Here is a 26,976-nt window from a genome sequence, read left to right as displayed (position 1 = left end):
CCTCGCTTTTGGCATTCTTGAAAGGTGAACCGGTTGAAAAGGAGTTCGGGATGGCGCGCGTTGGAACGGTTACGCTTGTCGGGGCTGGTCCCGGCGACCCCGAGCTTCTCACGCTCAAGGCCGCGCGGCTGATCGAAACGGCGCAGGTCGTGGTCTATGATCGCCTCGTCGCGCCCGAGATTCTCGCCATGATCCCGGACTCCGCCGAGCGCGTGAATGTGGGCAAGCGCACGCATCACCACCCGGTGCCGCAGGATGAAATCAACGAAATCCTTGTGCGTTTCGCACTCGAAGGGCGGGATGTGATCCGCCTGAAGGGGGGCGATCCGTTCATCTTCGGGCGGGGCTGCGAAGAGACCGCCCGGCTGGCCGAGGCAGGGGTGCCGTTCGACGTTGTGCCGGGAATCACGGCCGCGCAGGGCGCCTCGGCTTCGACCGGTGTGCCGCTGACCCATCGCGGGCTGGCGCGCTCGGTCCGCTATATCACGGGCCATTGCAAGGCCGATGAAATGCTCGATCTCGACTGGGCGGGGCTGGCCGATCCCGAGACGACGCTGGTGTTCTACATGGGCAAGGCGACGATCCGGCTGATCGCGCAAAAACTCATGGCGCATGGCCTGCCGGGTCATACCCCGGTGATGGCGGTCGCCTCGGCTACCTCGGCGCAGGAACGCCGGCTCGACTCTCAGCTCGACCAGATCGAGGCCGATATGGCCGAGCACGGGCTGGAAAGCCCGGTGATTTTCCTGATTGGCAAGGTCGCGGGACTGGCGGGACGGCGCGACTCGTTTCGGCTGATCGCACAGGCGCGCGACTTGCGCGCCAAGGAGGGCTGCCATGCCTGAACGGCTTGCCATGACAGCGCTGATCGCGGCGCTTCTGGCGCTGCCGGGGGCGGCGGAAACGATCTCGCCGGAAAAGGCCGATGAGCTGCGCCATCTGCTTTATCAGGATTGCGGCTCGTGCCACGGGCTGACGCGCAAGGGTGGTCTGGGCAGCCCGCTCACCCCCGAGGCGATGGAAGGGCGCGACCGCGACGGTCTGGTCGAGATCATCCTCGACGGTCTGCCCGGCACTGCGATGCCGCCCTGGCGCCCGCTGATGAGCGAGGCCGAAGCCTATTGGATCGCCGATTATCTTCTGAAGGACACCGTTCAATGACCCGTCTTGCCGCGCTTTTGATGTGCTCTGTTCTGGCCGCTCCGGCACTCGCGCAGGAGTTGCGCGCTACGGGCGATCTGGGCGTGATCGTGGAGCGTGCGACCGGCTCGGTGCTGATCGTCGATCAGTCGGAACGCGCCGCGATCGGGCGGGTCGAGGGTCTGGGCGATCTGAGCCATGCGAGCCTCGTTTTCTCGCCCGATGAGCGTTTTGCCTATCTCTTTGGCCGCGATGGCGGGCTGAGCAAGATCGACATCCTGACGCAACAGGTCGTGGGCCGGGTGATCCAGTCGGGCAATTCCATCGGCGGGGCGATCTCGGATGACGGCAAGCTGATTGCCGTCGCCAATTACGAGCCGGGCGGGGTCAAGATCTTCGATGCGGACACGCTCGAGGAGCTTGCGCATATCGAGGCGGACGGCAAGGCGCTGGGTCTCGAGGATGCGGCGGGACGGAAATTCGTGTTCTCGGTCTGGGATACCAACGAGACCAAGATCGTCGATTTCTCCGGGGCGGAGCCGGTGGTGACCACGCTGTCCGACATTGGCGCAAACCCCTATGACGCGCTGGTGACCGATGACGGGCGCACCTATATCGCCGGGCTGTTCGGCGAGGACGGGCTGAGCGCGATCGACCTCTGGGCCGAGGTGCCCGAGGTGAAACGCATCCTGCCGCATTACGGCCGCGGGCAGGAGGAAATGCCGGTCTACAAGATGCCCCATCTCGAAGGCTGGGCGAAGGCGGGCGATCAGATCGTGCTGCCCGCCGTCCACCATCACGAAGTGCTTTGGGTTGACGCCCGCACACTTGAAGAAACCGGGCGTACGGCGGTTCACAGCCAACCCGTTTTCGCCATGGCGCGTCCCGGTGGCCGTCATGTCTGGGTCAATTTCGCCCATCCCGAGAACGACACCATTCAGGTCATCGACACGATGACCCACGAAGTCATCGGCGAGATGGTGCCGGGGCCGGCGGTGCTGCACATGGAATTCACCTCGCGCGGGACCGAAGCCTGGGTTTCGGTGCGCGACGAGAACAAGGTGGTGATCTACGACACGACCACGCTCGAGCCGATTGGCGAGATCGAGGTCCAAAGCCCTTCTGGAATTTTTTTCACGGCGCGCGCGCATAGATTGGGATTGTAACGATGACTGTTCTGACGGCTCTGGAAACCCGCATTCTTGATGACTGGCAGCGAGATTTTCCGCTGGTGCCAAGGCCGTTCAAGCACATCGCCGAAACGCTCGGGACCACCGTTGAAGACCTGCTGAGCCATCTCAAGCATCTGCAAACCACGGGGACGATGGCGCGCGTGGGGGCGACCTGTCGGCCGAACACGCTGGGCAAATCGACGCTGGCCGCTCTTTCGGTGCCCGACTGGCGCGTCGAGGAGGTGGCCCAGATCGTCGGGGCCGAGCGCGGCGTCAACCATTCCTATCTGCGCGAGCACGACTGGAACCTGTGGTTCGTGGCGACTGCGCCCGATGCGGCCGATCTGGCGCAATGCCTGGCGCGGATCGAGGAGCGCACCGGTCTCGAAGTGCTGAGCCTGCCACTCAAACGTGCCTTCAATATCGACCTCGGCTTCCGTCTCGAAGGACCGCGCCATGCGCTGTCTCTCGAGGAAGCGGCGGACCTGAGCGTGATCGGCCCCAAGGATCGCGCGCTGACGCAGGCGCTCACCAATGGTTTGCCCTTGCAGGAACGGCCCTATGCACGCCTTGGCGAACGTCTGGGTATGAGCGAGGACGAGGTGCTTGAACGGCTGCGCGTGCTGACCGAGGCGCGGATCATCACCCGGATGGGCGTGATCGTGCGCCACCGCGCGCTGGGCTGGCGCTCGAATGCGATGGTGACGTGGGATCTGCCCGATGACCGGATCGAAGCGGCGGGGCGTGCGCTGGTGCGCCATCCGGGCGTGACGCTGTGCTATGAGCGTGTCCGGCGCCCCGGCAAATGGGATCACCCGCTGTTTTGCATGATCCACGCGAAAAGCCGCTCCGAGGCGCAGGGCATTCTGGCCGATGCGGCGGCGATGCCCGAACTCGAAGGCGCGCGCTATCAGGTGCTGTTCTCGGTGCGCTGTTTCAAACAGACGGGCGCCATGGTCGATCGCCCGCGCGAGGTCGCGGCATGAGACGCAAGCCGCTCCCCGACGATGCGCTCGACGCCACGGACCGGGCGATCCTGAATGCGCTGCAAGAGGGGTTTCCGATAGCCCCACACCCGTTCGACACTGCCGGTGCCGAGCTCGGCCTTGCCGGAGAGGCGCTGATCGCGCGCATCCTGCGCCTGCGCGAGATTGGCGCGATCACCCGGTTCGGGCCGTTTTTCGACGCGGCGGCGATGGGCGGGGCGTTTTGTCTTTGCGCGATGGAGGTTCCGGCCGAACGTTTTGAAGAGGTCATGACTTTGGTCAATGATCACGACGAGGTGGCGCATAATTATGAACGCAATCACCGCCTGAACATGTGGTTCGTGCTGGCCGATGTAGCTCCGGAAGGCATTGATCGCGTGGCGGATGAGATCGAGGGGGAAACGGGGCTTCGCGTGCTTCGTTTCCCCAAACTCGAAGAGTTTTTCATCGGCTTCAGGGTCGCGGCATGAGCATCGACGCAATCGACAAACGGCTGATCGGCGCAACCCAGGCCGGGTTGCCGCTCACGCCCGAACCCTATGCCGAGATCGCGCGCCAGCTTGGCATCGACGAGGCGGAGGTGATCGACCGGATGCAGTCGATGCAGGCGCGCGGTGTGATCCGCCGCGTGGCGCTTGCACCTAATCACTATGCGCTTGGCATGGTGGCGAATGGGATGTCGGTCTGGGATGTCGTCGATGACCGCGCCAGCGAATTGGGCGCCAAGGTCGGTGCGCTGGATTTCGTGTCGCATTGCTACCTGCGCCCGCGCGCCGAGGGCTGGCCTTATAACCTGTTCGCAATGGTGCACGGCCATGACCGCGCCGAGGTCGAGACCAAACGCGCCGAGATCGCCGCGCTGCTTGGCCCGGCCTGCCGCGCGCAGGACATTCTCTATTCCACCCGCATCCTGAAGAAGACCGGGCTGCGCCTCAGAGGGGAGGGCTGAGCCATGTTCCGCCTGACACAATACATGCGTGAACTGGTCGCGCCGACCCCGGTGCGAGAGCGCCGCGGGCCGGTCAAGCCGGTCGTGATCTGGAACCTGACGCGGCGCTGCAACCTGCGCTGCCGACACTGCTACACGACCTCTGCGGATGTGTCCTTTCCGGGCGAGCTGAGCCACGAGCAGGCGATGGGTGTGCTCGACGACCTCAAGGGGTTTGGCATCCCGGCGCTGATCCTGTCGGGTGGCGAGCCGCTCTCGCGGTTCGACTTCTTCGAACTGGCCGAGCGCGCCAAGGCGCTGAACTTCCGCCACCTGTCCCTGTCGACGAACGGGACGCTGATCAATGCCGGCAATGCCGACCGCCTCGCGGATCTGGGCTTTGATTATGTCGGGATTTCGCTCGACGGGATCGGGGCCACGAATGACTGGTTCCGGGGCCTCGACGGCGCGTTCGAGGCCGCCCTCGAAGGCGTGCGGCAGTTGCTCGCGCGGAAGGTCAAGGTGGGCCTGCGCTTCACCATCACCGAGGACAATGCCGAACAGCTTCCCGCGATGATGGACCTGTGCGACCGGGAAGGCGTGGACAAGTTCTATCTCTCGCATTTGGTCTATGCCGGGCGCGGCGACAAACACCGGGGGGAAGATACCGAACACGCCCGCACCAAAGCCGCGATGGACGAGTTGATCGACCGGGCTTGGGTCGCCGTGGCCGAGGATCAGCCGCTTGAAATCGTCACCGGCAACAACGATGCCGACGCGGTCTATTTCCTGCGTTGGGTCGAAAAGAACTTCCCCGACAAGGGCGATCATGTCCGGGCCCATCTCGAGGCCTGGGGCGGGAACAGCTCGGGACTTGGTGTGGCCAATATTGACACGCAAGGCCGCGTGCATCCTGACACCTACTGGTCGGATTACACGGTCGGCTCGATCAAGCAGACACCGTTTTCCGAGCTTTGGACCGGCGCCGATCCGATGCTGGCCACGCTGCGCACGCGGCCCCGTCCGCTCAAGGGGCGCTGCGGCGCCTGCGCCTACAAGGCGGTTTGCGGCGGCAACACGCGTATTCGCGCGCTTCAGGTTACGGGCGACCCCTGGGCCGAAGATCCGGCCTGCTACCTGACGGCCAAAGAAATCGGTGTCGAGTCGGATGATCGCGCCGTGACGACCACCCCCTTCAGAGGCAAGAGCCATGACCCTGCGCACCGTTTCTTCTGACCGCTTTCCCGGCCCCGCCCGCGGGACGCTCCGCGGGGGATATTTGTCGCAGACTGACAATAGATTTCATCAAACCCGATATGCCCCGGTCGCGGGCATCCTGACGCTCTCGCTGGCCCTCTCGCTGGGCATGGGCGGGGCGGCATGGGCCGAGCCGGATGCGCGCGCGCTTTTTTCAGAGCATTGCGCCGAATGTCACGCTGAGTCGCGGCTGGGCGGCACCGGTCCTGCGCTGATCCCCGAGACATTGGGGCGGATGTACGGGCCTGCGCTTCAGGCCGTGATCGGGCAGGGGCGTGCCGCCACGCAGATGCCCGCGTTCGATGAGGTGCTGAGCGCCGACGAGATTGCTGCGATCGCGTCCTACCTCGAGGAGCCGCTGGCCGAGACGCCGCGCTGGTCAGTCGAGGATGCGATGGCCACGCGTGATTTGTCCCCCGACTATACGCCCGCCGAGGCGCCGGTCTGGTCCTCGGACCCGATGAATATCACGCTGGTGGTGGAAACCGGCGATCACCATGTCTCGGTGCTTGATGGCGATACGTTTGACGTGCTCGACCGGTTTGCGACCCCCTTCGCGGTGCATGGCGGTCCGAAATTCTCGCCCGATGGGCGTTATGTCTTTGTGATGAGCCGCGATGGCTGGGTCCAGAAATACGATATCTGGTCCTTGCAGGTGGTGGGGCAGGTGCGCGCCGGGCTGAACAGCCGCAACATCGCCATGTCGGGCGATGGCAAATGGCTGGCTGTGGCGAATTACCTGCCGCAGACACTCACGATCCTGTCGACCGAAGACCTGAGCGTTCAGAAGGTGATCGACGTGAAGGGGCCCGATGGCACACCGTCGCGCGTTTCCGCCGTCTATCAGGCCCCCCCGCGCGAGAGCTTCGTGCTTGCGCTCAAGGATGTGCCGCAGGTCTGGGAAGTGTTCTACGGCGCCAACCCGCCGCAGATGGGCTTTGCGCATGATTACCGGATGGAGCCGCCGGTGAAATCCGCCGATCCCTTCCCGCTGCGCAAGATCACCGTCTCTGACATCATGGACGATTTCTTCTTCGATCTCGACTACGAGCATCTGATCGGTGCGTCGCGTGACGGGGCGCATGGGGTCGTGCTCGACATGGTGATCGGTCAGGAAATCGCGAGCCTCGATCTGCCCGGCATGCCGCATCTGGGCTCGGGGATCACCTGGCCGTGGAACGGGACCACGGTGATGGCGACGCCGCATCTCAAGGGCAATGTGATCTCTGTGATCGACATGGAGAGCTGGAAGACGGTCAAGCAGATCGGCACCGAGGGGCCGGGCTTCTTCATGCGCAGCCATGCGAACACGCCCTATGCTTGGGCGGATGTGTTCTTCGGGCCGAACAAGGACAAGATGCATGTGATCGACAAGCAAAGCCTCGAAATCGTCAAGACGCTCGATCCGGCGCCGGGCAAGACGGTGGCGCATGTCGAATTCACCAAGGACGGCTCGAAAGCGCTGGTTTCGATCTGGGAAGATGACGGCGCGGTCATCGTCTATGACGCGGCCACGCTCGAGGAAATCAAGCGGCTGCCGATGCGCAAGCCCTCGGGGAAATACAATGTCTGGAACAAGATCACCTTCGAAAGCGGCACCAGCCACTGAGCCGGTCCGCAGCCCCGAGGACGAGGCCCGCTTCGCGGCGCGCTGGCCGGTCTGGAAGCTTGGTGTGCTGCTCTATCCGTTCTCGGCGGCGGCGGTGGCGATCAACCTGTTCATGCTGTCGCTGATGTGGCAGCGGCTTGGCTGGCCGGCGATCCCGCCGGTGACAGCCGTCTGGATTTCAGTCCTGCTTGGCGTGCCAGCGACATGGGCCGCAGGGCGCTGGGTGCGCCACCTGATCGACGAGGCCGAAGGCTGGTGAGCGGGCAGGGGCAATCCGTGTTTCATATGACATATATCAAGGCGACGATCACAGGCTGTTGATAATCCTAAGCGCACAAAGCTAGCCTAAAGATAGGGCATCGCCATGCGCTCCATCCTCTCAAAACATGCCTTCACTGGCAGACATGGGCGGGATGGTGACTCGGTTTCCGTGTCCTCCGGCAGCAGCCACTCCCCCACAGGCACCGGTTCACCCGCGCGGCGTGCATTGTTGCGTGGCCGGGTGAATGCGCCTGTGGTTCCGCGTCCGCCCGGCGCGCTCGAAGGGCTTGCCTTTGGCGACGCCTGCACAAGCTGCGGCGACTGCGCGCGCGCCTGTGAAGAGGGCATCATCCTGCGCGACCGCGACGGCTTGCCGGTGGTGGATCTGCGCGAGGGCGAATGCACCTTTTGTGGGGCCTGCACCGAAGCGTGCGAAACCGGTGCGCTGATCCCCGATCAACCCTGGCCCTGGCGTGCCGCCCTGCGCCCTGCCGCCTGCCTGTCGCTGAACGGCATTGCCTGCCGCGCTTGCGAGGACCCCTGCGAGCCGCGGGCGATCCGTTTCGAGCTGCGCACGGGCGGCTGCGCTGCCCCGCTTTTCACCGAGGCTGACTGCACTGGCTGCGGCGCCTGTATCAGCGCCTGCCCGAATGAGGCGATCGGCCTTGTCCGTGCGGCGCCTACCCCCGATTCCCTTCCTGCATCCGAGCCGATGGAGACCCGCCCATGCTGAATATTTGCGGCTGCCTTGTCCGGACACATCCGGATTTCACCGAGGCCGTCATTAACCAGATCAATGCCACCGAAGGCGGCGAAGTCCACGCGCACAAGGATGCGCGGATCGTGGTGACCGTCGAGGACACCCCGGCCAAGCGGGCTTCGGACCAGATCATGGATCTGCACCAGATCCCCGGCGTGCTCGCCGTGACGCTGACCTACCACCATTTCGAGGCGCTCGACGACGAAGCGCCCCAGACCCTTTCCTGACCGGGAGACTGACCCATGACGCTCGATACCACTCGCCGTTCTTTCCTGAAGGCCACCGCCGCTGCTGCGACCGCATCGGCTGCGGGAATTTCGCTGCCCGAGGGCGCCGCCGCCGCAACCCCCAGCGCGGATATCCGCTGGGACAAGGCCGCCTGCCGTTTCTGCGGGACCGGTTGCTCGGTTCTCGTCGGCGTCAAGGATGGCCGCGTCGTCGCAACTCAAGGCGACCCCGAGGCGCCGGTGAACCGCGGCCTGAACTGCATCAAGGGCTATTTCCTGTCCAAGATCATGTATGGACAGGACCGCCTGCAAACGCCGCTGCTGCGCAAGACGAACGGCGTCTATGACAAGGAAGGTGAATTCACCCCGGTGAGCTGGGATGAGGCTTTCGATGTGATGGCCCAGAAATGGAAAGAGGCACTGGCCAAGAAGGGCCCGACCTCGGTCGGCATGTTCGGCTCGGGCCAATGGACGATCTGGGAAGGCTATGCCGCTTCCAAGCTGATGAAGGCGGGCTTCCGGTCGAACAATATCGACCCGAACGCGCGCCACTGCATGGCCTCGGCCGTGGCTGGCTTCATCCGCACCTTCGGCATCGACGAGCCGATGGGCTGCTATGATGACCTCGAACACGCCGATACGTTCGTGCTTTGGGGCTCGAATATGGCCGAGATGCACCCGATCCTGTGGTCGCGCCTGACCGACACCCGCCTGACCAAGCCGGGCGCCGAGGTGCATGTGCTCTCGACCTTCGAGCACCGCTCTTTCGAGCTGGCCGATAACGGCATGATCTTCGTGCCGCAGACCGACCTCGCGATCCTCAACTTCATCGCAAACTACATCATCGAGAACGATGCGGTGAACTGGGACTTCGTGAACAAGAACGTCAACTTCACCCGCACGCCGACCGATATCGGCTATGGCCTGCGCCCCGAGCACGCGCTGCAACAAGCCGCCGCAAACCCCGACGCAGGCAAGCTCGAACCGATGACCTTCGAGGAATACAAGGCGGCGGTCAGCGAATACACGCTTGAAAAAGTGTCGAAACTTTCGGGTGTCCCGGAAGACAAGCTGATCTGGCTGGCCAAGCAATATGCCGACCCGAACCGCAAGGTCATGTCGCTCTGGACGATGGGCTTCAACCAGCATACCCGCGGATCGTGGGTGAACTCGCTGATGTATAACGTCCACCTTCTGGTCGGCAAAATCTCCGAGCCGGGCAACTCGCCCTTCTCGCTGACCGGGCAGCCTTCGGCCTGCGGCACGGCGCGCGAGGTTGGCACATTCGCCCACCGTCTCCCCGCAGACATGGTCGTGATGAACGAGAAACACCGCGAGATCTGTGAAACCGCATGGGGGATCCCGGCGGGCACGATCCCCGACAAGCCGGGCTTCCACGCGGTGCTGCAACACCGGATGCTCAAGGATGGGGTCCTCAACGCCTATTGGGTGCAGTGCACGAACAACATGCAGGCCGCGCCCAACATGAACGAAGAGGGCTATCCGGGCTATCGCAACCCCGAGAACTTCATCACCGTGTCGGACCCCTATCCGACCGTGACCGCGCTGGCCGCCGACCTGATCCTGCCGACCGCAATGTGGGTCGAGAAAGAGGGCGCCTATGGCAATGCCGAGCGCCGCACCCAGTTCTGGCGCGAGCAGGTAAGCGCGCCGGGCGAGGCCAAGTCGGACGTCTGGCAGGTGATGGAATTCGCCAAACGCTTCAAGACCGAAGAAGTCTGGCCCGAGGAGCTTCTGGCGCTCAAGCCCGAGCTGCGCGGCAAGACGCTTTACGAAGTGCTCTATGAAAACGGCAAGGTGAACAAATACCCGGTCTCGCAAGTGGCCGCGGGCTTCAACAACCACGAGAGCGAGCATTTCGGCTACTATGTCCAGAAGGGCCTCTTCGAGGAATATGCCGATTTCGGTCGCGGCCATGCCCATGACCTCGCCGATTTCGACACCTACCATCAGGCGCGCGGCCTGCGCTGGCCGGTCGTGGATGGCAAGGAAACGCTCTATCGCTTCCGTGAAGGCTATGACCCCTATGTGAAGGAAGGGGAGGGCGTGAAGTTCTACGGCAAGCCCGACGGCAAGGCCGCGATCATCTTTGCCCCTTATGAACCCGCCGCCGAAAGCCCCGATGCGGAATTCGATCTGTGGCTGGCGACGGGCCGGGTGCTCGAACACTGGCACTCTGGCTCGATGACGCGGCGCGTGCCGGAACTGCACCGGGCCTTCCCTTCGGCGGTGGTCTTCATGCACCCCGAGGATGCCAAGGAGCGCGGCCTCAAGCGCGGGCAGGAGATCCGCATCTCGACCCGGCGCGGCTCGATCCAGTCGCGGGTCGAAACGCGCGGGCGCAACAAGCCGCCGCGGGGCCTCGTGTTCATGCCGTGGTTCGATGAGGGGCAACTGACCAACCAGCTCACGCTGGATGCGACCTGCCCGATCTCGAAAGAGACCGACTACAAGAAATGCGCTTGCAAGGTGGAGCGGGCCTGACGGCCCCTCCCGATCCCTGAAAGACCCAGGAGCAGAAGATGTCCGCCACCAAGAAACCCAAGGTCGTCGATCGCCGCCGCTTCCTGATGGATGCTGCGCGCGCCGCTGCCGGGTGCGCGGTGGCGGGCTCGCTTCTGGCGGTTTATGCCCGCGATGCGCGTGCGCTGCCGGCCGAGGCCCTGCGCCCGCCGGGTGCCTTGCCCGAGGAGGATTTCCTCGCGGCCTGCATCCGCTGCGGGCTGTGCGTACGTGACTGCCCCTATGACACGTTGGTCCTTGCGGAACTCGGCGTGGATGGCGCGGCCACCGGCACACCGTTTTTCACCGCGCGCGACATCCCTTGCGAGATGTGCGACGACATTCCTTGCGTCAAAGCCTGCCCGACCGGCGCACTCGATCCCGGCCTGACCGAGATCGACGAGGCCAAAATGGGCATCGCCGTCCTTGTGGACGAGGAAAACTGTCTTAACGCGCTCGGGCTGCGCTGCGATGTGTGTTACCGCGTCTGCCCCGTCATCGACGAGGCAATCACGCTGGAACGTCAGCATAACGAGCGCTCTGGCCACCACGCGATGTTCATGCCGGTGGTCCATGCGGAGTTCTGCACCGGCTGCGGCAAATGCGAGAAATCCTGCGTGCTGCCCGAAGCGGCGATCAAGGTGCTGCCGGTGCGGCTCGCACGGGGCAAACTGGGCGAGCATTACCGGCTCGGCTGGGAACAGATGGACGAGAACGGCGCGCCGCTGGTGGACGGGCTGATCGACTTGCCCGACCGCTTACCGGGGCCGGGCACGGACAACCTTGCAACGCCGGGCGGCTTTGAGCCGACATTCAGATTGCCGAGCGGAGGGACGGGCCAATGAGCGCCAAGACCAAACTGCCGATCGGACAGGAAGCCATCGAAAAGAAAGGCTGGATCGGCGCGCATAAATACCTGCTGCTGCGCCGGATTTCGCAGGCGATTTTCCTGTTGCTGTTTCTGATCGGGCCGTGGTTCGGCCTGTGGATTGTAAAGGGCAATCTGGCCGGGTCGCTGACGCTCGACGTGCTGCCGCTGACCGACCCGCTGGTCCTGTTGCAGGGAATCGTGGCCCGGCACTGGCCCGAGATGACCGCCATCATCGGCGCGCTGATCGTCGGTGTTGCCTATGCACTGATCGGCGGGCGGGTCTATTGCTCTTGGGTCTGCCCGATCAACCCGGTGACCGATGGCGCGCATTGGCTGCATGAAAAGCTTGGCCTGCAAAAAGGCTGGCAGCCGAAGAAGAACACCCGCTACTGGGTGCTGGGCATGGTGCTGATCGTCTCGGCGCTGACCGGCACGATCGCGTGGGAGTTCGTCAATCCGATCACCATGCTGCATCGCGGTCTCATCTTCGGGATCGGCTTTGCCTGGAGCTTCGTGATCGCCGTCTTCCTGTTCGACCTGTTCGTGTCGCGGCGCGGCTGGTGCGGGCATCTGTGCCCTGTGGGCGCTTTCTACGACCTGCTCGGCACCAAGTCGATCCTACGCGTAAGCGCACGCAACCGCGCCGCCTGCGACGACTGCATGGATTGCTTTGCCGTCTGCCCCGAAATGCATGTCATCACGCCCGCGCTGCGCGGCAAGGGCGATGAGACCCCGCTCATTCTGTCGCCCGACTGCACCAATTGCGGGCGCTGCATCGATGTCTGTTCCGTCGATGTGTTCCGCTTCACCCATCGTTTCGACCAGAGCCCCGCGCCGGGCCGGGACGATGCCGCCACCCAATCCCCGGCCCGCGACGCGCGCGCCGCCTGAGTTCATACGGAGACCACGCCATGAAACAGCCCGCTCTTCTCAGTGTTCTGGCCGCCACGGCCTTTGCTTTCGCCGCCGGTGCTGCGCTTGCGCAATCGGCCGGTTCCGTGCAGTCGCTGCGCGGGGCCGATGTCACCGATGCGGTGCCGGTCGAGCCTGTCTTCCATCAGGAAGAGCAGCGCTTCGAGCGCGCCTATCGTCAGCAGCCGCCGCTGATCCCGCACACGATCGAGAAATACCAGATCGACGTGAAGGCCAATGAGTGCCTTGCGTGTCATGAATGGTCGAACTCGGCCGGGCGCGGGGCGCCCACACTCTCGATGACGCACTATGTCGACCGCGATGGGCTGCAAAGCGAGACCGTCTCGGCCCGGCGCTGGTTCTGCAATCAATGCCACGTGCCGCAAGTCAACGCGCCCGAGCTGGTCGAAAACACCTTCAAGCCGTTTGGCCAGTAAGTGACGCGATGAAGGATCGAACCGATGTCTGACACAAACACCCCCCGCCCTGGCCTGCTGCGCCGGATCTGGCGCTTCGTTTCCTCGCCCTCGGGCGTCTTCTCGCTGGGCTTTCTGCTGATCGTCGGCTTCGTCGCCGGGATCGTCTTCTGGGGCGGCTTCCATACCGCGCTCGAGATGACCAATAACGAGAAATTCTGCATCTCCTGTCACGAGATGGAAGAGAATGTCTATGCCGAGTATCAGGGCTCGGTGCACCAGAACAACGGCTCGGGCGTGCGCGCGACCTGCCCGGATTGCCATGTGCCGAAGGATTGGGGCCCTAAGATCGTGCGCAAGATCAAGGCCTCCAAAGAGCTCTACGGCCACTTCGTGACCAAGTCGATCTGGACCCCCGAGAAGTTCGAGGACATGCGTATCGAGCTGGCCGCGCATGAATGGGAGCGCATGAAAAAGACTGACAGTCAGGAATGCCGCAACTGCCACAATTTCGAGTTCATGGATTTCACCATGCAGGAGAACCGCGCGGCGGCGAACCACCAGCAGGCGATCGACGAGGGCAAGACCTGTATCGACTGCCATCAGGGTATCGCCCATGACCTGCCGGCGGGCTATCTGGAGCGCTACAAGGAAGTCGTCGATCAGCTGATCGAAGACGGTGACATCGAACCGCCCAAGCCCAAGGGCGACGCGGTCGCGGTGAGCCGCTATCTCGACGGTCCCGCGGCCAACTGAGCGAAACGAACCGGGCGCGGGGATACCCTCGCGCCCATTTTTCAAGGGAATTCCCGATGAAACTTGCCGCCGTCCACGCCCCCGAACCCGGTGCCACGAACCGGCTTCTGGCCGATCTGGCGGACCGGGCCATGGCGCGCGGGTTGCGCTTGTGTGGCACTGTCCAGACCAACACGCCGCTCGAGGGAACGCATCACTGCGATATGGATGTGATGGTGCTGCCCGCCGGGCCGGTGCTGCGCATCTCGCAGTCGCTCGGCCGGGCCTCGCGGGGGTGCCGGCTCAACCCGCATGTGCTTGAGACCGCCGTGCGCCAGACGCAGCAGCGTCTTGTGCAAGGGGCCGATCTGCTGATCGTCAATAAATTCGGCAAACACGAAGCCGAGGGCCGTGGCTTTCGTGAAGTCATTGCCGAAGCGCTGGCGGCGGACATCCCGGTTCTCGTGGGGCTGAACGGTCTCAATGAAGCGGCTTTCGACGCTTTTTCCGACGGGCTTGGCGTCCGGCTTGCGCCGACGCGCGCCGCGCTTTACGACTGGATCGACGCAATCGCCGTGACGCCGAAGCTGGTGCGCGCGATCTGAGTCTTGCGACCTGTGAAACTCTTTTGCGGGTTTTTGCGTGTCTTGGGCATGACGATAGGCGCTTCACTTTGCCTTTGTCATGTCTGCACGGCGATCTAGAGGCTGGCGTCAATGGAGGACGCTTCACACGATGACCACACCGGCAGATATCGAGACCATGATCGCGCGGATCGCTTTGCGCGACAGAGGGGCATTCGCCGCGCTCTATGATGCGACGAGCGCCAAGATTTTTGGCGTTTGCCTGCGGGTGCTGGGAAACCGCGCCGAGGCAGAGGACGCCTTGCAGGAGGTATATCTGAGGGTGTGGCACAAGGCTGACAGCTACGCGGTGACCGGGCATAGCCCGATCTCGTGGCTGGTGACGGTCGCGCGCAATCTTTGCGTGGATCGTTTGCGCCGCCGCAAGGTGCCGGTTCAGGCGCTTGATGCCGCAGAGGTGGTCGCCGATAGCCGGCCCGATCCCGAGGCGCAGGTAATCGCGCGCTCCGAGACCGCGCGGATCGACCAATGCCTCGATGAGCTGGAGGCCCCGCGCGCGGATGCGGTGCGGCGCGCCTATCTCGACGGCGAGACCTATGCCGAGCTGGCCGCGCGCCATGCGGTGCCGCTCAACACGATGCGAACCTGGCTGCGGCGCAGCCTGATGAAGCTCAAGGAGTGCCTGACGCGATGACCGAGTCCGATGGCAGACAGGAGGACGACCTGCTCGCGGGCGAGTATGTCCTGCATCTTCTCGATCCGGAGGCGCGTGCGGCGTTCGAGCGGCGCTTGTCGCAGGATCTGACATTGCGCCGACTGGTCCATGACTGGGAAATCCGGTTGGCGGACCTTGCTGTGGACCTGCCCGAAGTCGCGCCGCCTGCGGCGCTGCGGGCTGCGCTTCTGAAGCGGATCGCGCCCGAGGGCGGGGACCGCAAGGCGCTGCCGCGCTGGCTCTTTGGTTTTGGCGCGGGTTTTGCCGTGCTCCTGCTGCTGACCGTGTTCATGGCCTTTGGTCTGTTGACGGGGCCGGGTGAACGCCCGCCGAGCTACCTTGCAGAGCTGGTCGCCGAGAGCGACGGTATCGTGATGACCGCCGCCTATGTGCCCGAGGACAGCACCCTGCTCATTTCCCGCAGTGCCGGGGCTGCAAGGCCGGGCCGCTCGCTCGAGCTGTGGCTGTTCCCAGAAGGCTCGCCGACCGCCGTGTCGCTGGGCGTGTTGCCCGATGAGGCAGAGGCCCGCATCCTTGTGCCGGGCGATTATGCCGGGCTGGTGGCGACGGGCACGCTCGCAATTTCCGACGAACCACCGGGCGGCTCGCCGACCGGTTCGGCGACGGGCGACGTGCTCGCGGTCGCCGCGGTTCAGAAAATCTGAAAGTGACGAAATCCTGCGCGCCCCGGTTCACTGCCGGGGCGTGCGTCCTTTCGGACCGTCCCGTGAAAAGACAGGTCGAAGACCATGACACGAGAAACGCTGTTCAAGCGGCCTTTGGTCTTGGATTTCCAGAGGAAAGTGGCTGGGGCGGTAGGATTCGAACCTACGGTGCGCGGTACCAAAAACCGGTGCCTTACCACTTGGCTACGCCCCAACGTGGGGCGGTGTTTAGCTAAGGCGGCGGGGCGCTGCAAGAGGAAAATCGTGCAAATTCGATTGCGGGCGTCACGGGCGGCGGCTAAGGCGGAACGCATGGAAAAAACCGATATCGTCATTCTAGGGGCCGGTGCGGCAGGCTTGTTCGCCGGCGCCGAGGCCGCGCGGCGCGGCCGTCGCGTTCTGGTGCTCGATCACGCGCGCGCGCCGGGCGAGAAAATCCGCATTTCGGGCGGCGGGCGGTGCAATTTCACGAATCGCGACCTGACCCGGCAGAACGCCTCGGCGCGGTTCCTCTCGGCCAATCCGCGCTTTGCACTCTCGGCCCTGTCGCGCTTTACGCCCGCCGATTTCATCGCGCGCGTGGATCGCGCGGGGATCGCGTGGCACGAAAAGCATCTCGGTCAACTCTTCTGTGACGGGAAGGCCGTGCAGATCATCGACATGCTGTGCGACGACCTGCGCGCGGGCGGGGGCGCGCTGCGTCTTGGGGTCAGCGTCGAGGCCGTGCGGCGTGAGGGCGACGGTTTCGTCGTTGAGACCTCCGAGGGGCCGATCGGCGCGGAATCGGTGATCGTGGCGACCGGGGGCAAGTCGATCCCCAAGATGGGGGCGAGCGGTATCGGCTATCGTATCGCCGAGAGCTTTGGCCTGCGCGTGACCGAAACGCGCCCCGCGCTGGTGCCGCTCACCTTCGCCGAACAGGATCTTGCCAAGACGACAAACCTGTCCGGCATCGCGATGGCCGCGCGGGTGAGCCATGGCAAAACGAGCTTCGACGAGGCGCTGCTGTTCACCCATCGCGGTCTCTCCGGTCCTGCCATCCTGCAAATCTCCAGCTATTGGCGCGAGGGCGATACGCTGCGTGTCGATCTGGCGCCGGGGCGCGACATCGCGGCCGAGCTTGCGCAGATGCGGCAGGAGGGCGGCAAGATCGCCATCCACAACGCTCTGGCGCGGCTGATGCCCGACAAGCTTGCGGCGTTTCTGGTGGGCGAGGCGGGGCTGTCGGGGCGGCTGGCCGATCACGGCAACAAGGCGCTGGCGGTGCTTGGCGCGCAAATCCACGCATGGCAGGTGCGACCGGTCGGATCGGAGGGTTACCGCACCGCCGAGGTCACGCTGGGCGGGGTCTCTACCGAGGATATCGACGCGCGCACGATGGAGGCGCGGTCGGTGCCCGGTCTTTACATCATCGGCGAGGTCGTGGACGTGACAGGCTGGCTCGGCGGCTACAACTTTCAGTGGGCGTGGTCGTCAGGCTGGACCGCGGGGCAGGTGGCCTGACCCGCCCGCCCTGCGCTCATTCGGCGGCGGGCGAGACGATGATCGAAACTTCGCGCGGGGCGAAGGCAAGCTCTTGCACCGGGGCCTCGCGTTCCTGCGGGCAGGCTTCGCCCGTCAGCAGCGCCCGCGCATTGTCGCGTGCGAGTTCGGCCTGCCCCGTATAGTGGCACCCATCCGAGTTCGGGTCCATCGCGCATACCGCGTCATAAATCCGGATCACCCGCACCATCAGGCAAGAGCTGGCCTCTGCCATCGTGGTCTTGTCGAAGCCCGGCGGGGGGCGCATGATGGGGTTCACCGCGATTTCATGCACCATATCCAGATACATGAGATACTCGATCACGTAGTTGGGCGCGTGGTTGCTGTAGGCGATTGCGTTTTCGAAGAAAGGTGCGCGCCGGTTCAGGTCCCATGCGCCGTTCAGTTTTTCGTCAACAGTGGTTCCGAGCCGCCAGAACGCGCCCTGATAGCGTCGAAGAGGCATCATCTCCTGCCAGAGCGCGAAGGCCACCTTCGGATCGGCGCCCGGCACCTCTTCGTTGAGTTTGTAGATGGTCGTTTCCGCCAGCCAATAGAGCAGATCGCCATCCTGCGGGCTGTATTGGCGCCGGGCCTCGGCGCGCGCGATCAGGGCCTCACGCATCTCCTGGTAAAATGCGGGCTTGTGAAACATCGTGCCGATCCGGTTGATCCGGTCCTCAAACCCGCTCGGAGAGATCACGCCGCCAACCTGATCGCGGGCGATGCGCATCGCTTCTTGCGCGGCTTCGGGCCGGTCGCGCCATTCGTTCACATAGGCGTCGAGACGGGCGTAATCGAGGAAAGGCTCGTCATGCTGTTCCAGCCGCGAAAGCGCGGTTTCGCGCCAGATCCCGCTCAGTCCCAGATGGAAGGTCGCGTCGATGAAGCAAAGCTCTTCGCTGTAGTCGGGAATGCTCGGCGCCTGCCCGGCGCAAAGAGCGCTGATTTCTGCGAGGCTGCCGCCCCAGTTCGGATGCAGCGCCGAGAGCCCAAGCAAAAGCACATGACGTCCGGGCGCGATCTTGAGTGCGCTGGCCACCAGCGGGGCAACGGGCAGGTCGTTCGCGTGGACCCGGCGCAATTGCAGCATCAGGTCCGTGAGCGGCAGGAAGTCCTTTGTACGCGCGAAGGCGGCTCCGGCAATCGCCTGCGTGCGCTCGGTGGTGCGGTGAAAATGGTCCCAAGACTCGGCGGAAATATAGCGGCCATAGCCGTCGCCACGATACTCCCAGGCGAGTTTCCAAAGCTGCCAGCCAAGCGCCGTCGCGGCATAGGGCGAGTCCGGATAGGCCGCCAGCCAGCGCTCGGCAAGGGCGCGGCGCTCCGCATTCACGCTCACATAGAACGTCGCATAGGTCGAGCGGAGCTGCCGGAAGTCATGCTCTGCCAGAGCGGCTTTGTGCGCCTCTGAAAAGATGGCTTCGAGTTGTGCGAAATCTTCGGCGTCTTCGGCGGCGCGCACGGCGTCGCGCTGAGCGTCGAATGCCGCTTCGGGGAACTCTGACCGCGCGGGCAGCGGGGCGAGCCAGAGGGCGAGCATGAAAACCGTGACCAGCCGAAACATCCGTCTCTCCAATACCCGTTGAAATTCATTCGGTCGTAATGGGAGAGAGGGTTGCGCAAATCGGGCCGTGCCGCAAGCGCCCAGTGGTTTACAGTCGGATCGGATCGTCCTTGGCCAGGCGGTCGAACTGCATCAGCGTTTCGATCAGCTTCGGCATCTGCGCCAGCGGGATCATGTTCGGCCCGTCCGAAGGCGCTGTGTCGGGCGCCTCATGGGTTTCGATGAACACACCCGCGATGCCGATCGCTACCGCGCAGCGCGCCATCACCGGCGCGAATTCGCGCTGCCCGCCCGACGAGCCACCCTGTCCACCGGGCTGCTGCACGGAGTGGGTGGCATCCATGATCACCGGGTAGCCGGTTTTCATCATCTCGGGCAGGCCGCGCATATCGGCGACCAGCGTGTTATAGCCGAACGAGGTGCCGCGCTCGGTCAGCATGATCTTGTCATTGCCGGTCGAGGCAACCTTGTCCGCGACGTTGGGCATGTCCCACGGCGCAAGGAACTGACCCTTCTTGACGTTTACGACCTTGCCGGTTTCGCCGGCGGCCAGCAGCAGATCGGTCTGACGGCAGAGGAACGCCGGGATCTGCAACACATCCACGACAGCGCCCGCGCGGCGGGTCTGTTCGATGTCGTGGACGTCAGTCAGGACCGGGCAGCCGATCCGATCGCGCACCGTGGCGAGGATGTCGAGCCCCGCCGCGATGCCGACGCCGCGCTTGCCCTTGAGCGAGGTGCGGTTGGCCTTGTCGTAGCTGGCCTTGAAGATGAACTGTGCCCCGGCCTGCTCACAGGCCCGCGCCATCGTCTCGGCGATCATCAGCGCATGATCGAGCGTTTCGAGCTGGCACGGCCCCGCGATCACGGTGAGCGGGCGATCATTGCTGACGGTCAGCCCGCCGATTTGCACGTCTTTCATCGGGTTCTCCAGCAGCTTTGGCCTTAGCTCGAGACCTGCTCGCGCAGGATTGAGGCGGTCAGGGACAGCATCAGATAGATGCCCGAGAAGATCAGGAATGCCAACAGCGTATTCTCGAAGGCGCGCGGGTAGGTGGGTTCGTCCGGAGCCACCGGACGCACGCCCATCTCGAGGTAACGCACTTGTTTGTTCGCCTCGATCCGCGCGGTTTCCATCAATTGCGCGGCCCCCGAGAGCAACATCTGCCGGGTCTGAAGCTCTGCCTCGGCGATGCGAAGCTGACCTGTGACCGAGGCCAGAGACTCCCCGCTGCCGAGTTCTTTCTGCGTGAGCGTCGAGCGCAGCTCGCCAATGAGCCGCTCAAGCCGGGCGATGTCGCCCTCCACCCCTGCGACGCGGGCCGCGTTCGGGCGCGGGTTGTCGCGCAATTGCCCCAGTTCGAGCTTCTTCTGCTGAAGCTGCGTCTCGAATCCCGAGATCTGTCCCATCACGACATTGGTTTCCGAGATCGGGTCGAGAATGCCGACCTTCTCTTGCAACTCCAAGACTTTGGCCTGGGCGATAAAGACCTTCTGCTCGGCATCGGCATAGCTTTCAAGCGCGCCCTGCATCTGGTCGCCGCGCAGCCGTTGGGTGAGGTTGTCGACCTGCTCCTCGGCATAGGAGATCAGCGATTCCGAGAATTGCTTGGAGGTCTCGGGATCGGCTGCGATCACTTCCATCTTCACGATGCCCTCGGACGGGTCGTAGCCGATTTTCACATTGCGGCGGTAAAGCTTGTAGGCCTCTTCGTTGGTCGCATCGGTGGCGAGACGCTTGAGCGGGTCGATCTCGGGGCGGGAGAAATGTGCCTTGAAGCCCTGATCGGCATCGAGCCGCAGCATCGCATCACGCGATTGCAGATAGGATTGCACGGTGATCGAATCCTGCGAGGTCGCAAGCTGCGTCCCCGAAAACAGCCCGCCCAGCCCGGAACTGCCCGCGCCATCGGCCTTCTGGATGACGAATTCCGTCTTGGTTGCGTAAAGCGGCGTGGCGATCACAAAGAAATACCAGCCCGCAATCAGCGTCGGCAGGAAGACGAAGAAGGACAAGCGCGCGAAAAGCAGTGCCAGCTTGCGGCGCCGGCGCCGGGCGATGTCGCGCTGAATGCGGATGATCTCGCGGGCGCGGTGATCCTCGCCCATGACATCGGTCGAGGGCACCTGTCCGGGTTTGATCGTCTGCGGAAGCTGGACGCGCGCATCGGCGCCGGGCCCGTCGATCCGGGCCAGTGCCTTGGAGGTCTGCGCATCGTCACTCGCGCCACCATCCTTGACCATCGACAGGATGTTCGAGCGGTCGAACGGGTCGATCCCCTTTCGGCGCAGCATCACGACAGCCTCGAAATCCGAGGTCACCTCTAGCCCGTATTTCTGTGCCATCCGCCGCGCGAGCCGCAGCTGGCGACCGGTCAGCCCCTCGGCGCGAATCTCGGCGATCTGTTCTTCGGTCGTCTTGTCGCCGGGGCCAAGAACCGACCCGTCGTCCTGTGCTGCGGCGGCGGTCGGAAAGGTCTGATCCCCGAACCCATCGTCGTGACGCTCGAAATACTGCGTGCCGTCATTGGCTTCGGGCGCTGCCCCGGCCTCTGCCTCCACCGTGCGGGCGGCGTTGGAGGGGCCGGACAGGACCGGGCTGTTGCGGCGGATGCGGTATTTCGTGGCCTTAGGCATGGTAATCATACATCCGCTTCGCTTCTTCCAGGGTATCGAACATGTAAAGCTGACCATCGCGCAGCACAGCCGCCGAGCGGCAGAATTTCTCCAGCGTCTCGGCCTGATGCGAGACAACGATCACGGTCGCGCTTTGCAGGCGCTCGCGCAGGATGGAGCCGGCCTTGCGGTTGAACTCTACATCCGTTGTCGAGGGCATCCCCTCGTCGATGAGGTAGATGTCGAATTCAAGCGCCAGCATCAAGGAAAAGGTGAAGCGCGCGCGCATGCCCTGGCTGTAAGTGCCGACGGGCATGTCGAAATATTCCTCGATCCCGCAGAGCCAGCGGCAGAACGCCTCGACATAATCGGGGTCGAGCCCATAAAGCCGCGCGATAAAGCGCGCGTTTTCGCGGGCGGTGTGCTTGTTGACCACGCCCCCCATGAAGCCAAGCGGGAAGGACACCCGGCAGGTCTTGCGGATCTCGCCCTCGTCGGGTTTCTCCAGCCCGGCCATCATGTTGATGATCGTCGTTTTGCCGGTGCCGTTCGGGGCGAGAATGCCGAGGCTATTGCCCAGTTCCACGCGGAATGAGGCGCGGTCAAGGATCACCTTGCGCTGCTTGCCGGTCCAGAAGGACTTGCTGACATTCTCGAATTCGAGCATCGCTGTCGTGGCCTGTGCTGCCGTTGCCTCGGGCGCCTTTGCGAATATGGCGCTATTTGTTTAAGGCATGGTCTACGTGGTCAATAGGGCAATATTATGTCCCGCATGCTCCAATCGACACAATCCCCATGGCGTTGTTTCGCTACACGAAACGGCGAGCCGCTATGACTGCGGCGCTTTTCGAAGATATTAGCGCCTGTCGCCTTTGCGCTGAACGCTTTGCCGCCACGGCCACGGCCCATGCGCCCCGCCCGGTGGTCTGGGTGCGGCCCGGTGCGCGGCTGCTGATCGTAGGACAAGCACCGGGCGCGCGGGTCCATGCCTCCGGGCGCCCCTTCACCGACCCGTCGGGGGACCGGCTGCGCGACTGGATGGGGGTTGACGCCGAAACCTTCTACGACCGGGACCGGATCGCGATCCTGCCAATGGCGTTTTGCTTTCCGGGCTACGACGCGAAGGGCTCCGACCTGCCGCCGCCCGCAATCTGCGCGCAGACCTGGCGGCAACGGGTGCTCGATCACCTCGGGCCTGTCGATCTCACGCTTCTTGTCGGCGGTGCCGCGCAGCGCTGGCATCTGGGCGCGCGCAGCGTCACCGACACGGTGCGCGAGTGGCAAATGCACGCGCCGGGCGTCTTTCCCTTGCCCCATCCGTCCTGGCGCAATACGGGATGGCTCAAACGCAACCCGTGGTTCGAGGCCGACCTGCTGCCGGTCCTGCGCGCGCGGGTGAAGGAGGTTCTATGACGCCCTATGATCGTGCCCATGCCGCCATGTCGGCTGACCCCGAAAACGAGACTGCGCGGCTGGCGGTCTATGACCGGCTCGCCGATGCCGAGCTGTTCCTGCTGCTCGAGGAGGAGCCGGTGAACGAGGATATCCGCCCGCAGGTCTTTTCGACCGAGGAGGGGGACTTCGTTCTGGTCTTCGATCTTGAGGAACGGCTGGCCGAGTTCACAGGTGAGCCTGCGCCCTATGCCGCATTGCCGGGACGCGTGATCGCCCAGCACCTCATGGGCGAGGGGATCGGTCTTGGCATCAATCTCGGCGTGGCGGAGTCGGCCATGCTCTTGCCGCCCGAGGCGCTGGACTGGCTCACCGAGACGCTGACCCACACCCCCGCGCGCACCGATGCGCGTCCCGCCAGCTTCGAGGCCCCGCCACTTCCGCCCGCAATCCTCGGCCTGCTGTTGCCCGCATTCGAGGCCAAGTTCGCCCAGCTTGCAGGTCTTGCGACCCACGCGCTTCTGGGCGGTGTGACCTATGAGGACGGCCATCGCGGCCACGTCCTTGCCTTCCTCGGCGCGCCCGAGCCTGCCCGCCCCGGGATTGCCAAGGCGATGAGCGAAGCGCTCGCTTTCTCTGGGCTTGACGCGGGCGAGTTGGATGTGACCTTCCTCGAGGCCGATAGTGCCGCCGCCGAGGTGCTTCTCGAAAAAGCGCTGGTCCTGCACCTGCCCGAACCCGAGATCGAAGAGGTCCAGGAGCTCAAGCCCACCATGCCCGGCATGGACCCGACCAAGCCGCCGATCCTGCGATAAGGCCGAAGCCGGGGGCTGTCTGCCCCCGGACCCCCGAGGATATTTGACGCGATTGGAAGGACGAAACGCTTCCGCCTCCAATCGCATGAAATATCCCGGGGGTGAATTTGCCGTCAGGCAAAGAGGGGGCAGCGCCCCCCGCTACCGCAAGCCAAGTTCGGAAAGCGCGCTGAGCAGGTCGCGCGGCAGGCTTTCCTCGCGGCTGCGCGTCCGGGGCAGGTCGCGCGGTGCGTCCTCGGGTTTGAAATAGCGCCAGCCCTGAAACGGGCGGCGGGGCAGGGCCTCGGTGCGGACCACCTCGCGGTCGAGAATGATCGCGCAGCGCTGGATGCCATCCGCCCCAAGCCGCTCTTCGAAGCCGGTGATTTCTTGCCGTGCGAGCACCAGCCCCTTGAAGACCCAATAGAGGCTGCCGCCGCCCAGAATTTCGGCGCTGCGCTTGGGCCACATGCGAGTGACGTGGCAGGCCGGCCCGTCGCCGTAGCGTGCTGCCTGCCAGAGGATCAGGTCCTCGACCTTCTCGGCGCCGACGCAGAGTTTGATCATGTTCAGTTTTTCGGACATGTCGTAGGTTCCCGCCTATCTACCTACCTTATACTGGGGTATAGCCGGGCTTCAACCAATGTGGAAAACCGTCCGCGGTGCGTTGACGGTTTCTTTACCCCGGCGTATCGTGTGCCCCCTTTTCCAGACCCGACCACAGCCTCAGAGGACGACCGGATGACCCGTTTTGCCGCCCCCATCGCCGAACAGATCTGGGACATGAAATATCGTCTCAAAGAGGCCGATGGGACGCCGATCGACCTTTCGGTCGAGGATAGCTGGCGCCGGATCGCCCGCGCGCTGGCCGAGGTCGAGGCGGAACCCGCTCTGTGGGAAGAGAAATTCTACGCGGCGCTCGAAGATTTCAAATATCTGCCGGCGGGTCGGATCACGGCGGGCGCGGGCACGGGGCGGGCGGTGACGCTGTTCAACTGCTTCGTCATGGGCACGATCCCCGATTCGATGTCGGGCATCTTCGACATGCTCAAGGAAGCCGCGCTGACGATGCAGCAAGGCGGCGGCATCGGCTATGATTTCTCGACGATCCGCCCGCGCGGGGCCGAGGTGAAGGGTGTCGCGGCGGATGCGTCGGGGCCGCTCTCGTTCATGGATGTCTGGGATGCGATGTGCCGCACGATCATGTCGGCAGGCTCGCGCCGCGGCGCGATGATGGCGACGATGCGCTGCGACCACCCCGATATCGAGCAGTTCATCACCGCCAAGCAGGACTCCGCGCGGCTGCGCATGTTCAACCTCTCGGTGCTGGTGACCGACGACTTCATGGAGGCCGTCAAGGCTGGCGGATCGTGGGATCTCAAGTTCGACGGGCGTGTCTATCACACCATCGAGGCGCGCGATCTGTGGAACAAGATCATGCGTGCGACCTATGATTTCGCCGAGCCGGGCGTGATCTTCATCGACCGCATCAACAAGATGAACAACCTCGGCTATTGTGAGAGCATTTCGGCCACCAACCCCTGCGGCGAGCAGCCGCTGCCGCCCTATGGGGCCTGCCTTCTGGGCTCGGTGAACCTTGCGCGGCTGGTCACCAACCCGTTCGAGGCCAATGCCGAACTGGACCCGGCGGCGCTTGATGAGCTTGTGCGCACGGCGATCCGGATGATGGACAATGTGGTGGATGCCTCGCGCTTCCCGCTGCCTCAACAACGCGAAGAGGCGCAGAACAAGCGCCGCATCGGGCTGGGTGTGACCGGGCTGGCCGATGCGCTGTTGATGCTGGGTCTGCGTTATGGTTCGGAAGAGGCGGCGGCGCAGACCGAGGCATGGATGAAGCTGATCGCGCGGGCCTCCTATCTGGCCTCGGTCGATCTTGCGAAGGAGAAGGGCGCCTTCCCGCTGTTCGACGCCGAGAAATATCTGGCGTCGGGCAATATGATGCAGATGGATGATGACGTGCGCGACGCGATCCGCACCCATGGCATCCGCAACGCGCTGCTGACCTCGATCGCGCCGACCGGGACGATCTCGCTTTATGCGGGCAATGTCAGCTCGGGGATCGAGCCGGTCTTCGCCTATGCTTACACCCGCAAGGTGTTGCAGAAAGACGGCTCGCGCACCGAGGAAGAGGTCGTCGATTACGCGGTGCAGATGTGGCGCGACAAGTTCGGCGACAAGGCGCTGCCCGACTATTTCGTCAACGCCCAGACGCTTGCGCCGATGGATCACGTCCGTATGCAGGCGGCGGCGCAGAAATGGATCGACTCGAGCATTTCCAAGACGATCAACTGCCCGGTGGATATTTCTTTCGACGCCTTCAAGGACGTCTACATGGAGGCGTTCGAGACTGGCTGCAAAGGCTGCACCACCTACCGTCCGAACGATGTCACGGGCTCGGTCCTCTCGGTGGCCTCCGATAGCGAGAAGGCCCCCGAGGCCGATCAGGGCGCGGATGTCGTCTACCTGACGGAGCCGCTCGACCGCCCGAATGAGCTTGAGGGCTCGACCTACAAGATCAAATGGCCGGGGTCGGAGCACGCCATCTACATAACCGTCAACGATATCGTCCAAGGCGGTCATCGCCGCCCGTTCGAGGTCTTCATCAACTCCAAGAACATGGAGCATTTCGCCTGGACGGTGGCGCTCACGCGGATGATCTCGGCGGTGTTCCGGCGTGGGGGCGATGTGAGTTTCGTCGTCGAAGAGCTGAAGGCCGTGTTCGACCCGCGCGGCGGCGCTTGGATGCAGGGGCAGTATATCCCGTCGATCCTCGCGGCGATTGGCGGCGTCATCGAGCGCCACATGATCTCGATCGGCTTTATCGAGGGTGAGGGGATGGGCCTCAAATCCGATCCCAAGGCTGAAGCCATGGTCGTCGGCGAAGCCCCGCGCGGCGCGGCCTGCCCGTCTTGTGGCTCCTACGCGATGCGTAAGGTCGAAGGTTGCATGACCTGCGCCGATTGCGGCCATTCGAAATGCGGCTGAGACAGAGCTGCGCCGATGTGATTGATGTGCGCCGCATAAAATGTCCATTCCGGTAGGTTTTTGTCCATTCCGGAAAGCATAAAGTGACCATCGAGGGTTCTGCCTTCGGTGGTTTCTTTTTGTTTCAATGCCTTGGTGGATATTCGGCAAAGGGGTTTTCTGACCCGTTTTCCGGCGCTCTGGCCCGGTTGACGTCGTCCGGAGAAATCGACTTAACCTCTCCTCCGACCCGGGTTCCTTATGGTAGCGTCCGTCAAGGTGGTGTAATTTCCCAGATGGCCTGAGGTCATGATCAGGCGGCTTTCGTGGTTATGCTGAG

28 protein-coding genes and 1 tRNA gene are annotated in these 26,976 nt (G+C 64.0%); 23 read left to right on the top strand and 6 right to left on the bottom strand.

What is annotated here, in order from left to right; translation table 11 throughout:
- Positions 1-50: 50 nt before the first annotated feature.
- The 19 genes from cobA (at position 51) to P0X85_RS00055 (ending at position 15,761) form a co-directional block, all read left to right on the top strand.
- Positions 51-845, top strand: coding sequence for a uroporphyrinogen-III C-methyltransferase (cobA, locus tag P0X85_RS00145; RefSeq protein WP_275806610.1), 795 nt, complete (start codon positions 51-53; stop codon positions 843-845).
- Positions 838-1,161 carry a c-type cytochrome gene (locus P0X85_RS00140; protein ID WP_275806607.1) on the top strand — a complete coding sequence of 108 codons (324 nt, stop codon included), beginning with the start codon at positions 838-840 and terminating at the stop codon, positions 1,159-1,161. The genes cobA and P0X85_RS00140 overlap by 8 nt, the downstream gene beginning before the upstream one ends.
- The gene (locus P0X85_RS00135; RefSeq protein ID WP_275806604.1) at positions 1,158-2,306 is read left to right on the top strand and encodes a cytochrome D1 domain-containing protein; all 1,149 of its coding nucleotides are present in this window, start codon (positions 1,158-1,160) and stop codon (positions 2,304-2,306) included. Before P0X85_RS00140 ends, P0X85_RS00135 begins: the two co-directional genes overlap by 4 nt.
- A 2-nt stretch (positions 2,307-2,308) precedes the next feature.
- Positions 2,309-3,298, top strand: a complete 990-nt coding sequence (gene ahbB / locus P0X85_RS00130; RefSeq protein ID WP_275806601.1) for a siroheme decarboxylase subunit beta — start codon at positions 2,309-2,311, stop codon at positions 3,296-3,298.
- Positions 3,295-3,768: an Lrp/AsnC family transcriptional regulator gene (locus P0X85_RS00125; RefSeq protein WP_275806598.1), complete on the top strand. Its 474-nt coding sequence runs from the start codon at positions 3,295-3,297 to the stop codon at positions 3,766-3,768. The genes ahbB (P0X85_RS00130) and P0X85_RS00125 overlap by 4 nt, the downstream gene beginning before the upstream one ends.
- Positions 3,765-4,247, top strand: coding sequence for a siroheme decarboxylase subunit beta (gene ahbB, locus P0X85_RS00120; protein ID WP_275806595.1), 483 nt, complete (start codon positions 3,765-3,767; stop codon positions 4,245-4,247). Before P0X85_RS00125 ends, ahbB (P0X85_RS00120) begins: the two co-directional genes overlap by 4 nt.
- 3 nt (positions 4,248-4,250) lie before the next feature.
- On the top strand, positions 4,251-5,462 hold the full coding sequence (nirJ, locus tag P0X85_RS00115; protein ID WP_275806592.1) for a heme d1 biosynthesis radical SAM protein NirJ: 1,212 nt from the start codon (positions 4,251-4,253) through the stop codon (positions 5,460-5,462).
- 130 nt (positions 5,463-5,592) lie between these two features.
- The gene (locus tag P0X85_RS00110; protein WP_275807717.1) at positions 5,593-7,092 is read left to right on the top strand and encodes a nitrite reductase; all 1,500 of its coding nucleotides are present in this window, start codon (positions 5,593-5,595) and stop codon (positions 7,090-7,092) included.
- A complete protein-coding gene (locus P0X85_RS00105; RefSeq protein WP_275806589.1) occupies positions 7,049-7,351 on the top strand; it encodes a hypothetical protein in 303 nt (100 codons plus the stop codon). The genes P0X85_RS00110 and P0X85_RS00105 overlap by 44 nt, the downstream gene beginning before the upstream one ends.
- Before the next feature lie 231 nt (positions 7,352-7,582).
- Entirely contained in the window at positions 7,583-8,086 is a 504-nt protein-coding gene (locus P0X85_RS00100; protein WP_275806586.1) for a ferredoxin-type protein NapF, read from the top strand.
- A complete protein-coding gene (locus P0X85_RS00095) occupies positions 8,080-8,340 on the top strand; it encodes a chaperone NapD (RefSeq protein ID WP_275806582.1) in 261 nt (86 codons plus the stop codon). The genes P0X85_RS00100 and P0X85_RS00095 overlap by 7 nt, the downstream gene beginning before the upstream one ends.
- Positions 8,341-8,355: 15 nt before the next feature.
- Complete coding sequence (napA, locus tag P0X85_RS00090) at positions 8,356-10,845, top strand: nitrate reductase catalytic subunit NapA (protein WP_275806579.1); 2,490 nt, start codon at positions 8,356-8,358, stop codon at positions 10,843-10,845.
- A 38-nt stretch (positions 10,846-10,883) separates the two neighbouring features.
- Positions 10,884-11,708 (top strand): ferredoxin-type protein NapG, encoded by an 825-nt coding sequence (gene napG, locus P0X85_RS00085; protein WP_275806576.1) that lies wholly within the window; start codon positions 10,884-10,886, stop codon positions 11,706-11,708.
- Positions 11,705-12,625 carry a quinol dehydrogenase ferredoxin subunit NapH gene (gene napH / locus P0X85_RS00080; RefSeq protein WP_275806573.1) on the top strand — a complete coding sequence of 307 codons (921 nt, stop codon included), beginning with the start codon at positions 11,705-11,707 and terminating at the stop codon, positions 12,623-12,625. The genes napG and napH overlap by 4 nt, the downstream gene beginning before the upstream one ends.
- A gap of 20 nt (positions 12,626-12,645) precedes the next feature.
- Positions 12,646-13,083: a nitrate reductase cytochrome c-type subunit gene (locus P0X85_RS00075; RefSeq protein WP_275806570.1), complete on the top strand. Its 438-nt coding sequence runs from the start codon at positions 12,646-12,648 to the stop codon at positions 13,081-13,083.
- Between the two features lie 24 nt (positions 13,084-13,107).
- Positions 13,108-13,818, top strand: coding sequence for a NapC/NirT family cytochrome c (locus tag P0X85_RS00070; protein ID WP_275806567.1), 711 nt, complete (start codon positions 13,108-13,110; stop codon positions 13,816-13,818).
- 56 nt (positions 13,819-13,874) lie between these two features.
- On the top strand, positions 13,875-14,402 hold the full coding sequence (locus tag P0X85_RS00065) for a DUF2478 domain-containing protein (RefSeq protein WP_275806564.1): 528 nt from the start codon (positions 13,875-13,877) through the stop codon (positions 14,400-14,402).
- Positions 14,403-14,532: 130 nt separating this feature from the next.
- Positions 14,533-15,075, top strand: a complete 543-nt coding sequence (locus P0X85_RS00060; RefSeq protein ID WP_275806561.1) for a sigma-70 family RNA polymerase sigma factor — start codon at positions 14,533-14,535, stop codon at positions 15,073-15,075.
- Positions 15,072-15,761, top strand: coding sequence for an anti-sigma factor (locus tag P0X85_RS00055; RefSeq protein WP_275806558.1), 690 nt, complete (start codon positions 15,072-15,074; stop codon positions 15,759-15,761). Before P0X85_RS00060 ends, P0X85_RS00055 begins: the two co-directional genes overlap by 4 nt.
- A 139-nt stretch (positions 15,762-15,900) precedes the next feature.
- On the opposite strand, the gene P0X85_RS00050 is transcribed toward P0X85_RS00055, so the two are convergent.
- Positions 15,901-15,975 (bottom strand) — tRNA-Gln (locus P0X85_RS00050).
- 98 nt (positions 15,976-16,073) lie between these two features.
- On the opposite strand from P0X85_RS00050, the gene P0X85_RS00045 reads away from it, so the two are divergent.
- Positions 16,074-17,264, top strand: a complete 1,191-nt coding sequence (locus P0X85_RS00045; RefSeq protein WP_275806555.1) for a BaiN/RdsA family NAD(P)/FAD-dependent oxidoreductase — start codon at positions 16,074-16,076, stop codon at positions 17,262-17,264.
- A gap of 16 nt (positions 17,265-17,280) precedes the next feature.
- Here the strand turns inward: P0X85_RS00045 and P0X85_RS00040 are convergent, their stop codons facing one another.
- The 4 genes from P0X85_RS00040 to P0X85_RS00025 all read right to left on the bottom strand — a co-directional run bounded on the left by P0X85_RS00040 (position 17,281) and on the right by P0X85_RS00025 (position 22,132).
- Entirely contained in the window at positions 17,281-18,849 is a 1,569-nt protein-coding gene (locus P0X85_RS00040) for a hypothetical protein (RefSeq protein ID WP_275806552.1), read from the bottom strand.
- An 88-nt stretch (positions 18,850-18,937) separates the two neighbouring features.
- The gene (kdsA, locus tag P0X85_RS00035; protein WP_275806549.1) at positions 18,938-19,771 is read right to left on the bottom strand and encodes a 3-deoxy-8-phosphooctulonate synthase; all 834 of its coding nucleotides are present in this window, start codon (positions 19,769-19,771) and stop codon (positions 18,938-18,940) included.
- 23 nt (positions 19,772-19,794) lie between these two features.
- Positions 19,795-21,495 carry a KpsE/RkpR family capsule polysaccharide export protein gene (locus tag P0X85_RS00030; RefSeq protein ID WP_275806546.1) on the bottom strand — a complete coding sequence of 567 codons (1,701 nt, stop codon included), beginning with the start codon at positions 21,493-21,495 and terminating at the stop codon, positions 19,795-19,797.
- On the bottom strand, positions 21,479-22,132 hold the full coding sequence (locus P0X85_RS00025) for an ABC transporter ATP-binding protein (RefSeq protein WP_275806543.1): 654 nt from the start codon (positions 22,130-22,132) through the stop codon (positions 21,479-21,481). Before P0X85_RS00025 ends, P0X85_RS00030 begins: the two co-directional genes overlap by 17 nt.
- Positions 22,133-22,296: 164 nt before the next feature.
- Here P0X85_RS00025 and P0X85_RS00020 point away from each other — a divergent pair, with 164 nt between their 5' ends.
- Both P0X85_RS00020 and P0X85_RS00015 read left to right on the top strand, forming a co-directional pair.
- Positions 22,297-22,878, top strand: coding sequence for a uracil-DNA glycosylase family protein (locus P0X85_RS00020; protein WP_275806540.1), 582 nt, complete (start codon positions 22,297-22,299; stop codon positions 22,876-22,878).
- Positions 22,875-23,672: an SseB family protein gene (locus P0X85_RS00015; protein WP_275806537.1), complete on the top strand. Its 798-nt coding sequence runs from the start codon at positions 22,875-22,877 to the stop codon at positions 23,670-23,672. Before P0X85_RS00020 ends, P0X85_RS00015 begins: the two co-directional genes overlap by 4 nt.
- Positions 23,673-23,813: 141 nt before the next feature.
- Here P0X85_RS00015 and P0X85_RS00010 read toward each other — a convergent pair whose 3' ends face one another.
- Positions 23,814-24,236: a DUF1489 family protein gene (locus P0X85_RS00010; protein WP_275806534.1), complete on the bottom strand. Its 423-nt coding sequence runs from the start codon at positions 24,234-24,236 to the stop codon at positions 23,814-23,816.
- Between the two features lie 156 nt (positions 24,237-24,392).
- On the opposite strand from P0X85_RS00010, the gene P0X85_RS00005 reads away from it, so the two are divergent.
- The gene (locus P0X85_RS00005; protein ID WP_275806531.1) at positions 24,393-26,657 is read left to right on the top strand and encodes an adenosylcobalamin-dependent ribonucleoside-diphosphate reductase; all 2,265 of its coding nucleotides are present in this window, start codon (positions 24,393-24,395) and stop codon (positions 26,655-26,657) included.
- Positions 26,658-26,976 lie beyond the last annotated feature (319 nt).

The organism is Pseudothioclava nitratireducens, from assembly GCF_029210495.1.
GTDB lineage: Bacteria > Pseudomonadota > Alphaproteobacteria > Rhodobacterales > Rhodobacteraceae > Pseudothioclava > Pseudothioclava nitratireducens.
This window is presented reverse-complemented; position numbering and strand designations above follow the sequence as displayed.

Excerpts from the sequence above, each read along its gene's own strand:
- P0X85_RS00020 (WP_275806540.1), top strand. The coding sequence starts at position 22,297 with ATGACTGCGGCGCTTTTCGAAGATATTAGCGCCTGTCGCCTTTGCGCT.
- P0X85_RS00025 (WP_275806543.1), bottom strand. The coding sequence starts at position 22,132 with ATGCTCGAATTCGAGAATGTCAGCAAGTCCTTCTGGACCGGCAAGCAG.
- P0X85_RS00070 (WP_275806567.1), top strand. The coding sequence starts at position 13,108 with ATGTCTGACACAAACACCCCCCGCCCTGGCCTGCTGCGCCGGATCTGG.
- nirJ (WP_275806592.1), top strand. The coding sequence starts at position 4,251 with ATGTTCCGCCTGACACAATACATGCGTGAACTGGTCGCGCCGACCCCG.
- P0X85_RS00015 (WP_275806537.1), top strand. The coding sequence starts at position 22,875 with ATGACGCCCTATGATCGTGCCCATGCCGCCATGTCGGCTGACCCCGAA.
- P0X85_RS00045 (WP_275806555.1), top strand. The coding sequence starts at position 16,074 with ATGGAAAAAACCGATATCGTCATTCTAGGGGCCGGTGCGGCAGGCTTG.
- P0X85_RS00005 (WP_275806531.1), top strand. The coding sequence starts at position 24,393 with ATGACCCGTTTTGCCGCCCCCATCGCCGAACAGATCTGGGACATGAAA.
- P0X85_RS00135 (WP_275806604.1), top strand. The coding sequence starts at position 1,158 with ATGACCCGTCTTGCCGCGCTTTTGATGTGCTCTGTTCTGGCCGCTCCG.
- P0X85_RS00075 (WP_275806570.1), top strand. The coding sequence starts at position 12,646 with ATGAAACAGCCCGCTCTTCTCAGTGTTCTGGCCGCCACGGCCTTTGCT.
- P0X85_RS00055 (WP_275806558.1), top strand. The coding sequence starts at position 15,072 with ATGACCGAGTCCGATGGCAGACAGGAGGACGACCTGCTCGCGGGCGAG.
- cobA (WP_275806610.1), top strand. The coding sequence starts at position 51 with ATGGCGCGCGTTGGAACGGTTACGCTTGTCGGGGCTGGTCCCGGCGAC.
- P0X85_RS00140 (WP_275806607.1), top strand. The coding sequence starts at position 838 with ATGCCTGAACGGCTTGCCATGACAGCGCTGATCGCGGCGCTTCTGGCG.
- P0X85_RS00125 (WP_275806598.1), top strand. The coding sequence starts at position 3,295 with ATGAGACGCAAGCCGCTCCCCGACGATGCGCTCGACGCCACGGACCGG.
- P0X85_RS00095 (WP_275806582.1), top strand. The coding sequence starts at position 8,080 with ATGCTGAATATTTGCGGCTGCCTTGTCCGGACACATCCGGATTTCACC.
- kdsA (WP_275806549.1), bottom strand. The coding sequence starts at position 19,771 with ATGAAAGACGTGCAAATCGGCGGGCTGACCGTCAGCAATGATCGCCCG.
- napG (WP_275806576.1), top strand. The coding sequence starts at position 10,884 with ATGTCCGCCACCAAGAAACCCAAGGTCGTCGATCGCCGCCGCTTCCTG.
- P0X85_RS00065 (WP_275806564.1), top strand. The coding sequence starts at position 13,875 with ATGAAACTTGCCGCCGTCCACGCCCCCGAACCCGGTGCCACGAACCGG.
- napA (WP_275806579.1), top strand. The coding sequence starts at position 8,356 with ATGACGCTCGATACCACTCGCCGTTCTTTCCTGAAGGCCACCGCCGCT.
- P0X85_RS00060 (WP_275806561.1), top strand. The coding sequence starts at position 14,533 with ATGACCACACCGGCAGATATCGAGACCATGATCGCGCGGATCGCTTTG.
- P0X85_RS00040 (WP_275806552.1), bottom strand. The coding sequence starts at position 18,849 with ATGTTTCGGCTGGTCACGGTTTTCATGCTCGCCCTCTGGCTCGCCCCG.
- P0X85_RS00105 (WP_275806589.1), top strand. The coding sequence starts at position 7,049 with ATGTCTGGAACAAGATCACCTTCGAAAGCGGCACCAGCCACTGAGCCG.
- ahbB (WP_275806595.1), top strand. The coding sequence starts at position 3,765 with ATGAGCATCGACGCAATCGACAAACGGCTGATCGGCGCAACCCAGGCC.
- ahbB (WP_275806601.1), top strand. The coding sequence starts at position 2,309 with ATGACTGTTCTGACGGCTCTGGAAACCCGCATTCTTGATGACTGGCAG.
- P0X85_RS00010 (WP_275806534.1), bottom strand. The coding sequence starts at position 24,236 with ATGTCCGAAAAACTGAACATGATCAAACTCTGCGTCGGCGCCGAGAAG.
- napH (WP_275806573.1), top strand. The coding sequence starts at position 11,705 with ATGAGCGCCAAGACCAAACTGCCGATCGGACAGGAAGCCATCGAAAAG.
- P0X85_RS00030 (WP_275806546.1), bottom strand. The coding sequence starts at position 21,495 with ATGATTACCATGCCTAAGGCCACGAAATACCGCATCCGCCGCAACAGC.
- P0X85_RS00110 (WP_275807717.1), top strand. The coding sequence starts at position 5,593 with ATGGGCGGGGCGGCATGGGCCGAGCCGGATGCGCGCGCGCTTTTTTCA.